The sequence below is a fragment of the Sedimentibacter sp. genome (assembly GCF_033447055.1).
GTDB lineage: Bacteria > Bacillota > Clostridia > Tissierellales > Sedimentibacteraceae > Sedimentibacter.
Genome location: NZ_JAWQJF010000158.1, coordinates 1 through 4,950 on the forward strand (window position 1 = coordinate 1; position 4,950 = coordinate 4,950).

Genomic DNA, 4,950 nt, shown 5'->3' on the forward strand with positions numbered 1-4,950 from the left:
AGAAGCTATAAACTAAAAGAAAAAGTTCCAAAGATATTAAAGAATAAACTAATATACAACAAAGAAGAATTTAATAAAAAAAATGAATGGTCAAAATGGGCAATTATAAATAATATTATAAAAAGAAAGGTAGGTGAAAAACCTGATTTGTGGATTAAAAACAGAAAACAAACACTGGGATTAGCATCTTAATATAAAAAAACTGCCAAAGAACACTAAGATGAAAGGCTTTGGTGGAATAACATATTAGGAGCGGTTAACAGCTGCAATCTTGTTGAACTTAATTGAAAAAATAAATTAAGGCTATGCGAGGTTTTATTACGAAAGTATTAATCTTAGTGGTTGAATCCTGTGAAACCACCGTCTTATAAATTAAATAAGATGAAAAAACATAACGTTATGAAATGTTATGTTTTTAGAAACCAGGATAAAATGGATAAAAAGTCATATTTAAATTTAATTTTGACGGTGACTGTCATATTGCTTATATCGTTTGTTACTACAATGATAAACCAGGTTTCACAGCTCGTAAATATGGCTTCAAAACTTCATCCTTACTTTGGAATCTTTGTACTTGTTATTTTTTCAGCGTTAGGACTGGCGGCAATTATTTCAATCACATTGATTTTGTTCAAAATGGATAAGCCTCTGGTTATGCCGGATGAAAACAACAAGGAAGAATATAAGAAGTACATAATGGAATTTAGAAAAAGATTGATGAAAAATAAGTACTTGAAAAAGATACATTATGAATGGGATGACAATAAGTCAGATATTGAATCAGTCAATGAAGCATTGAAAGAAATAGACGTAGAATCGCAAAGATTGATAAAATTCAGCGCAACCGGAGTATTTACAACTACTGCTGTTTCTCAAAATGGTTCACTGGACGGAATTTTTGTGTTTATGGCTTCCATAAAACTCGTGTGGCAAATAGCCTCGCTGTATAACCAAAGACCTGCCCTGCATGATGTTCTCAAGCTTTATACAAATGTGTTCGGCACCGTACTGGCAGCAAGGCAAATTGATGATTTGGATATAGTGGCAGAACAACTGGGACAAATCCTTCCTGCCGTTGTTACCGGAGCACTTGGAAGTGCTGTACCCGGTTTAAGCTTTATTACATCTTTGGTGGCGGATTCCATATTGGAAGGAACACTGAATACATTGCTAGTATTAAGGGTCGGTGTGTTAACACAATATTACTGCAGAAGCATCACAAAGACTGAACCTAAGAGTTTGGCGAAAATTGCAACTGTACAGGCATGTAAAATATTGGGAGAAATCATATCTCATGATCTTAAATCTATAATCGGAGTATGGTCGAAGGCAGTGTTAAAATCTATCATCAAAGCCCCTCGCGGCACAAAGGAGTATTTAATAGGAAAATTTAATTTAAGGACAAAGACACCCGATGAAGAAGTCGCTGTTACTCACAATGACTAGAAATAAAGTTATGGTATGGCCGTTTGCAGATATGAATAGAATTGGTTATTTATGCTGAAAAGAATGATAAAAAACCGGATAATGAAGTCGATAGAAAAGAATTATATCAGGAAGCATAGGAGGATAGAAAAAAATGAAATATAAGTATATTTGTTATACAAGGTGAAATACTTGTAAAAAGGCCAAGTCTTGGCTTGAAAAAAGTAATATTGAATTTGAGGAAAGACCTATAAAGGAAGAAAATCCTACTGAAGATGAATTAAAACAATGGATAGAGAAAAGCGGATATCCAATAAAAAAGTTTTTCAATACCAGCGGTACTTTGTATAAAGATTTGAATATTAAGGAAAAACTTGCTGAAATGTCAGAAGCGGAGCAAATTAAACTTTTAGCAACAGATGGCATGCTGGTAAAAAGGCCTATCCTTGTTGGAGAAAACATAGTCCTTGTTGGATTCAAGGAAGATGAGTGGAATAAGAAATTGTTATAAATAGATTATTTGGGGGAATTAGTATGAAAAGTAATAAAAAACCGTGGTATAAATGCTCGCCTTGAGTTATGAAATATATCCTGCTGGCAGCAGGTGTATCGCTGTATTATGTAATTAAACATTTTTTCTTTTAAAAGCTTACGACTAAAATTTTTGGATTTTAAACTAAGGAGTACATAATGAAGCAATATGATGAACGAGATGTAATGTTTGCAAGAATGAATTACAAAGAAGGCAGCGAAAATTATTTTGATTATTACAATAAAAACCCTGAAATGAAAGAAATAGATGATTCGCTAAGAGAATTACCTTCCATGGGCGGTGAAGGTTCAGTAATGTTTGATAAAGTTAATTCACCCATGGTAGATGCTGCTTTTAAATATTTAAGTGATATAAGAAAATTCAGTGAAGGTACTCCTGCTAAAGATAAAATAGATGTGAACCCAGCCGAAATTACAGAAAAAATTAAGGGACTGGCAAAATTTTACAATGCAAAATTAGTCGGTATAACTGAAATGAAGGATTATCATTATTATTCTCACAGAGGCAGACACGAAGAGAATTATGGTGAGGAAATAAATAATAAACATAAGTAAGGATGGAGTATTAAGATGGAAAATTAATGCTGAAGACTGCTATCGCAGATGGAGAAGCTTAGGAACAGACTGTGCAATCTGTATAGCCAATTGTCCTTTCACATACGGTATTCCTGAAAATTTAATATCCAATATAAAAACTTCGAAGGAAGCAAGGGAAAATATATTAAAGGAATTTGACGAGAAATATGGAATAAGACCAGTCATAAGAGAAGATGTTAAGTGGCTTAATAATACCAATAAGACCAAGAAGGAATAATAATCCTCCCGACAACATATTCTACAACTATTTATTTCAGGATACCGGGTTAGGGTTCATTAATTATGATTTAAGATTGGTTATTTGGAAAGTGTATAAATAATTAGTAAAGGTTAGGAACAAAATGATATAATTGTTGTTCCACAAAATAAATAGAAATAAAAGGAGATTTTCTTGAAAATTGTAGAAGGTTACATGACTTATTTAGAATATAAAACGTATTATCGTATAGTAGGTGAATGCACCGGAAATAAGAAACCTTTAGTTTTATTACATGGTGGACCAGGATCAACTCATAATTACTTTGAAGTCCTTGATAAAATGGCAGAAGATGGACGCGCTATCATAATGTACGACCAGCTAGGATGTGGATTATCTTCAACCCCTTCTCGTCCTGACCTATGGAAAGCGGAAACATGGATTAAAGAACTAATTGCATTGCGTAAACACTTAGGATTAGATGAAATACATTTACTAGGTCAATCATGGGGCGGAATGCAGACAATCCAATATGCATGCGAGTACAAACCAAGGGGAATAAAAAGCTATATACTATCGAGCACGCTGCCATCAGCCTCATTATGGGAAAAAGAGCAACGAAGAAGAGTTGCATATCTTCCTGAAAAAATGCAAGAAGCTATTAAAAAAGCTGAAGAAACGGGAGATTATTCTTTAAAAGATTATACAGAAGCTGAAAGAGAATTCATGCGTCGTTATTATGCAGGAGATGTGGAATCTGATTCACCAGAGTGCTTAAGACGTACAAAAATTACCGGAACAGAATCTTATATAACAGCATGGGGGCAAAATGAATTCAGTCCATCAGGTACATTAAAAAACTTCGAATTTATTAAAGAAATTGAAGATATTCAAGAACCTTGTTTAATTATCAGCGGATTACTTGATCTTTGTTCACCACTTATTGCTAAAACAATGTATGACAGGATTCCAAATTCAGAATGGGAATTATTTGAATTCAGTCGCCACATGCCATTTGTAGAAGAAAATGAAAAATATATTAAAGTACTTGATAAATGGTTAAATAAAAACGATTAATATTATTCCTACTACAAACTCTTGCTGTAGTTGTAATTATTTTTGAAAATACAAAAAAACATATAAAAGATGAGGTGTTATGATAACACTAAAAGAAATTATAAGAAATAATTTTTTAAAAGCATGTGACTAAATTGCTGTTGTGCCTAATTCTTCGTTGTAAAAATGATATAAGAATGATAGAATAAATTTCGGTATATGTTTTTATATTTATAATAAAAAAGGGTGGTTGTATGGGTTTTATCTTAAGTAGAATTCAAGATACAGTTCAGCAATATGCTGATGTTATATCTAAGGTTTCAGGAGTAGATGTGGAGGTAGTGGACAATAATCTTTTTAGAGTGGCAGGTACTGGTATTTATGCAGGTAAAATAAGTACTGATATGTCAGATGAAGGTTATGTGTACAAGCATATTCTAAAAACTGGAGAAACTAAGGTGATATATTGTCCAGGGGAGGATGTGCTTTGTAGAAGCTGCCCCAGCAAGAATAATTGCAAAGAAAAAATTGAAATCTCAATGCCGATAGAGATAGAAGAGGAAATAATTGGAGTTATTGGTTTGGTTGGAAGTACAGAAGAACAGAAAACATTAGTACTTCAAAATGAAAAATTATTTCTAGAATTTATTAAACAAATATCCTACTTTATTGCAGCTAAGGTCATGGAAGAAAGAAATAAAGAAATATTTGGCTCAATAATAGATATTCTTAACAGTGTAATTAATTATATGGATCAAGGTGTTGTTGTAATTGGTGATGATAATATAATCAGGTCCGATAATGATAATGCAAGAAAACACTTGGGTTTATCTGAATTAGTAGGTAAAGAAATAATAGTAAGTAGCACAGGAGACTCAATAAGTAATATAGCTGAATATAAAATTGAGATAGAAGGTAAAACCATAGTTGCCATTGGTGGAATGTATCCCCTTGGATTAAAAGACAAACTTTATAAAAACATCTTTGTATTTAAGGACATGAAATCGTTTAAATCTGATATTTACGAAGCAACATCCACTCATAAAACATTTGAGACAAAGAATATTATTGGAAAAAGTAATGAGACTTTAAGTCTTATAAATAATATAAAAAAAGTAGCAAAA

The 4,950-nt window shown here is 32.3% G+C and carries 3 protein-coding genes and 3 pseudogenes; all 6 read left to right on the top strand.

The genetic code is table 11. From position 1 onward, the window contains the following. A pseudogene (locus SA378_RS11015) lies at window positions 1-192 on the top strand (hypothetical protein); the annotation flags it as partial. A 240-nt stretch (window positions 193-432) separates the two neighbouring features. Then, the gene (locus tag SA378_RS11020; protein WP_318526031.1) at window positions 433-1,446 is read left to right on the top strand and encodes a DUF697 domain-containing protein; all 1,014 of its coding nucleotides are present in this window, start codon (window positions 433-435) and stop codon (window positions 1,444-1,446) included. 181 nt (window positions 1,447-1,627) lie between these two features. After that, window positions 1,628-1,936: pseudogene (locus tag SA378_RS11025) on the top strand (Spx/MgsR family RNA polymerase-binding regulatory protein); the annotation flags it as partial. Window positions 1,937-2,115: 179 nt separating this feature from the next. After that, the gene (locus SA378_RS11030; protein ID WP_318526032.1) at window positions 2,116-2,532 is read left to right on the top strand and encodes a hypothetical protein; all 417 of its coding nucleotides are present in this window, start codon (window positions 2,116-2,118) and stop codon (window positions 2,530-2,532) included. 433 nt (window positions 2,533-2,965) lie between these two features. Continuing rightward, window positions 2,966-3,847 carry a proline iminopeptidase gene (pepI, locus tag SA378_RS11035; protein ID WP_318526033.1) on the top strand — a complete coding sequence of 294 codons (882 nt, stop codon included), beginning with the start codon at window positions 2,966-2,968 and terminating at the stop codon, window positions 3,845-3,847. A 233-nt stretch (window positions 3,848-4,080) separates the two neighbouring features. Beyond that, window positions 4,081-4,950 (top strand): annotated as a pseudogene (locus tag SA378_RS11040) (AAA family ATPase); the annotation flags it as partial.

Bases quoted from the DNA above. Each gene is read 5' to 3' on its own strand.
- SA378_RS11030 (WP_318526032.1), top strand. From the start codon at position 2,116: ATGAAGCAATATGATGAACGAGATGTAATGTTTGCAAGAATGAATTAC.
- SA378_RS11020 (WP_318526031.1), top strand. From the start codon at position 433: ATGGATAAAAAGTCATATTTAAATTTAATTTTGACGGTGACTGTCATA.